The organism is Aphanizomenon sp. UHCC 0183 (assembly GCF_009712065.1).
Taxonomy (GTDB): Bacteria; Cyanobacteriota; Cyanobacteriia; order Cyanobacteriales; family Nostocaceae; genus Dolichospermum; species Dolichospermum heterosporum.
The window spans coordinates 1-4,451 of sequence record NZ_VILC01000150.1; the positions used below are offsets into that span (position 1 = coordinate 1).

At 33.9% G+C, this 4,451-nt stretch carries 6 protein-coding genes; all 6 read left to right on the plus strand.

What is annotated here, in order from left to right:
* The first annotated feature begins 242 nt into the window (after nucleotides 1–242).
* The gene (locus FJR37_RS25305) at nucleotides 243–1,217 is read left to right on the plus strand and encodes a glycosyltransferase family 2 protein (protein ID WP_168467441.1); all 975 of its coding nucleotides are present in this window, start codon (nucleotides 243–245) and stop codon (nucleotides 1,215–1,217) included.
* 36 nt (nucleotides 1,218–1,253) lie between these two features.
* Nucleotides 1,254–1,820 (plus strand): acyltransferase, encoded by a 567-nt coding sequence (locus FJR37_RS25310; RefSeq protein ID WP_168467442.1) that lies wholly within the window; start codon nucleotides 1,254–1,256, stop codon nucleotides 1,818–1,820.
* 98 nt (nucleotides 1,821–1,918) lie between these two features.
* Nucleotides 1,919–2,836 (plus strand): phytanoyl-CoA dioxygenase family protein, encoded by a 918-nt coding sequence (locus FJR37_RS25315; RefSeq protein WP_168467443.1) that lies wholly within the window; start codon nucleotides 1,919–1,921, stop codon nucleotides 2,834–2,836.
* A gap of 209 nt (nucleotides 2,837–3,045) precedes the next feature.
* On the plus strand, nucleotides 3,046–3,411 hold the full coding sequence (locus FJR37_RS25320) for an EamA family transporter (RefSeq protein WP_168467444.1): 366 nt from the start codon (nucleotides 3,046–3,048) through the stop codon (nucleotides 3,409–3,411).
* Nucleotides 3,412–3,664: 253 nt separating this feature from the next.
* A complete protein-coding gene (locus FJR37_RS27525) occupies nucleotides 3,665–3,799 on the plus strand; it encodes a hypothetical protein (RefSeq protein ID WP_255539976.1) in 135 nt (44 codons plus the stop codon).
* A gap of 175 nt (nucleotides 3,800–3,974) precedes the next feature.
* The gene (locus tag FJR37_RS25325; protein WP_174763480.1) at nucleotides 3,975–4,445 is read left to right on the plus strand and encodes a DUF29 domain-containing protein; all 471 of its coding nucleotides are present in this window, start codon (nucleotides 3,975–3,977) and stop codon (nucleotides 4,443–4,445) included.
* Nucleotides 4,446–4,451: the final 6 nt, after the last annotated feature.

Below are 4,451 nucleotides of genomic sequence, written 5' to 3' on the forward strand. Positions count from 1 at the left end.
ACATTGTGTAATTAATTCTGTCCCACTACTTATAAAACTAATGCTGGAACTCTGATTCCCACATTATCCCCCCTAATCCCCCTTACCAAAAGGGGAAACCGGAAAATTCTCTTCCTTAGCAAGAGGATGTTTAGCTATGCCCAATAAAAATGTTACAATATGTTAAAAATTATATTGGCACAATGTGGCAGTATAGTATTGTATTGCTTATTGACTTTCCAGTAAATCTACTAGCTTAGATTATGCCTCATATTTCGGTGGTAATCCCAGTCTATAAAGCAGAAGACTGTCTGTACGTTTTGTATAAGCGTCTTGCGGATTCATTAGAGACGATTACACAAGACTTTGAATTAATCTTAGTTGAGGATTGTGGGGGCGATCGCTCTTGGGATATTATTATTGAGTTAGCTAAGACTGACTCACGGGTAAAAGGAATTCAATTTAGTCGAAATTTTGGTCAACATTATGGCATAACTGCGGGTCTAGACCATTGTGATGGCGATTGGGTTGTAGTTATGGATTGTGATTTACAAGATAGACCGGAAGAAATTCCCCGACTTTATGCAAAGGCTCAAGAGGGTTATGATGTTGTCTTAGCTAGGAGAGGCAAACGAAAACATCCTCCGCTAAAGCGACTGACTTCATGGCTATTTTATCAAATTTTCAATTATTTTACTGAACTTCAATATGATGGTGAAGTTGGCAATTTTCGGATGATTTCCCGACAAGTTGCCCAGAATTTTTGTCTGATGCGTGAACGACTCAGATTTTTTGGAGGTTTAGTAGATTGGATGGGATTTCCTACTGCTAGTATTGATGTTTTTCATGAAGAACGCTTTGCTGGGAAAAGTACCTATACTTTTGCTAAATTATGGAAATTAGCTAGTGAAACAATTATAGCTTATTCTGATAAACCCTTGAGATTAGCCATTAAACTAGGTTTTATCATTTCTAGTTTTGCTTTTATTTATGGACTTTATATACTTATTGAAGTTTTGGTTTATGGTGCAACTGTAACAGGTTGGAGTAGTATTATTGTTTCCCTATATTTTTTGGGAGGAATTATTATTTCTATTTTAGGAATTTTAGGCGTTTATTTGGGGAAAACTTTTGATGAAATCAAGAAAAGACCTTTATATTTAGTCAGAAATAAAACCTATAGTCTGAACCAACAGAAAAGACAAGTTGCTATCTTAAAAAACGATAAATGCAATTAAGTATATCTAAAAATTATTTAATAAGGAGAAGCAAAAATGACATTTTTGAATGAGGAACAACTCTCAAAAATTCCGTTTAAGTTTTTAGGTAGAAACGTAAAGATTAGTGAAAAAGCTGCTATTTACAATCCTGAACTGATCGAAATTCACAATAATTCTAGGATAGATGATTTTTGCGTGATTTCAGGAAAAGTTACTATTGGCAAACACGTCCATATAGCAGTTTTTTGTAATGTCGCAGGCGGTTCAGAAGGAATCATTTTGAATGATTTTTCAGGATTAGCCTATGGATGTCATGTTTTTACTCAAAGTGATGATTATAGTGGTCAAACACTTACAAACCCAACGATTCCAACCAAGTATAAATCAGAAACAAAAAAGAGTATTAATATAGGAAGACATTGCATTATCGGAACAGGAAGCTTGATATTTCCTGGTGTCAATTTGGCAGAAGGTACAGCAATAGGAGCAGCTTCTGTTGTGAGAAAGTCCACAGAAGAATGGTCAATTTATCTAGGTAATCCCGCAAAAAAAATCAAGCCTCGTTCCAGAGAACTACTAGAGTTAGAATTGCAACTTATTCAGGAAGAGGATAATGGATAATAAAGATAGATTATGCAGATTTATATTTGAGTTCGTTGTCTCGATTGACAAGTTTATGGTTTAATTAGTCTTAATAAGTAAAACAGAGGTTTATAGACATGATTAATAATCACACTACAAATTTTATTACTCACGGTTTTGTTGATGTATCTACAGATACCTGCCTTAACAAGAATCAATTATCCAATCTTTATTTAGAGATAGAAAAGACTAGAAAATTTGATAAAAGTCTTTTTATTGAAAAGCCAGATAACTTAGAAAGCTTAAGCCATAGAGGTGTTAATCCTAAGCCTGATTCAAAGAACTTGCTTTTAAGCCTAGACACATCTTTTATAGAAGAAAATAAAGTTCTTGATAAGATTTTTAAACAGATTTTAGGGGAGTACAATATTCTCCTTAAAAAAATAGTTTGTGGTTTGCCAGATACTTGTATTCCTGATTGGGTAATAGAAATTGTTAAAAATCAGCCAATACCAAATTTAGGGGCATACATTGACAAAAAGTATCAAGATATTACTTATTTTCGCGGTATTGATTGGCATCAAGACATTATTGATTATCCGCAACATGATCCACGTTTCATTACCCTTTACATTTATCTGCATGATGTAGGTGATAATGATGCACCTCTATGGGTTATTCCAAAAAGCCACTTACTTGGAGCAACTAAGTTTCCACATAATATAAAAGTATTGCAAGGTGGAGAATTGATATATAGTGATGATGATTACAAGAACTCTCTAACTTTAAATAAATTTCCATTAATTGGAGAGGCAGGATCAGTTTATTTTTGGCATAGTAATATAATACATGGAACAACCCAAGTAAACTCACAATCTCCCAGAATTTCTCTGCGTTATTTAATCAAAAGAGAGGATAATTCAGATACTATTTTACCAATTGATATTATTACACAATCTTGTCTTAATAACTCCTCTGTCGCTGTGACTAGGGTTGATGTGGATGATTTAGGCAGGAATATTAAATCAGGCAATATAATCAAAGGAATTATTTAATATGGATAAACGTGAATGACTATTAACTAATTATAGAATATAAGTAGGTGGGCGGAGGAAAATTAAAATATATTTCGTTTTTTGAAATGGCTAAAACTCAACGACAATAACACATTGAGGTTAGTTTACATATCGTTACACATTTTGGTTATTTCACATCCACTTACTTATACCTTCGCTGATATTAAGTCGAAATTGTATAATTATCCATGAATCATCTTTACATCCTCTTTACCATCCTATTTACAGTTTACGGACAAATCATCATTAAATGGCAAGTTCAAATAGCCGGAGCATTTCCCCAAGAGAACATTGAAAAACTACAATACATCATCAGACTATTACTCAACCCCTGGGTAATTAGTAGCTTTACCTGTGCTTTTTTAGCAGCACTTAGCTGGATGGCCGCCATGACCAAATTTCCCCTCAGCTATGCTTACCCATTTATGAGTTTAGCCTTTGTTTTAGTCATGTTTCTCAGCGCCGTCTTCTTTAAAGAACCCGTAACAATTCCCAAATCCATAGGCTTAGGCTTAATCATATTAGGTATTATTATTGGTAGTAGTAAAAGATGAAAGCTGAAAAATTATTTTACGGAGATTCTCTAGAACAAAACGAGGCTGCTGACTGCTTAGAAAAATCGGCGTTGCTGAATCGAGGTATGAAATTCCCAAATTGAATCTTTAAAACTCTTACCTTTGCGTCTTTGCGCCTTTGCGTGAGACTAAAATTCATACCCTTAATCAGCAACGTCGAAAAATCCATCGCTCTTCCCTTTGATGATTAGTACCAGCGCCGACAGCACTAAAATCTACGCTATATCTAGCAATGCGTAAAGTTGAACTTGTATCTACTCTCAATATTCATGAAAAGGAAGTAAAACAGATTCTAAATCCCCACCATGCCACAAAATTATCTACAATGGAATCAACTCTAGCGGTACTTGGACAACGAGTTGAATAACAAATTAGTGCAAAGTAGAATCTGATACAAGCAAAACGAACATAATATTTTTTCTACCGTAAAAGTTTAAATCTCACCCGTGTTTAGTATACATCAATCATGACTTTTTAAACACCCTCTTAGTTAAAAAATCAATAAGCATTAGCTTTACTCAACTATCTGTACATTCTGAAAAATGATGAAACTCACAAAACCTCTCTATGAATCTGATTTCAATTTGTGGATAGAACAAACCGTAAACCTGCTAGAAAAAGGAGAGTTTGCTCAGTTGGATATTCAGAATCTTATCGAAGAAATTGAGGACATAGGCAATAATCGTAAAGATGCTTTAGAGAGTAATCTGATCAGAGTTTTTCAACATTTACTCAAGTGGAAATATCAACCCCAAAAACGCTCTAATAGTTGGAAAGCGTCAATTACTGAACATTCTTTGCGTTTAAACAAGTCATTAAAAAAAAGTCCTAGCTTAAAGAGATACTTGGAAGAGGTATTTGATGAATGTTATCATGATGCTAGATTAATTGCTTCTCAAGAAACAGGAATAGATATTCATGTTTTCCCGGAAATTTGCCCTTTTAATAGTGCTAATGTTTTAAATCCCCAGTATTTACCAGAGGACGATATAGGAATAATATTTGATTTATGAAAAGAT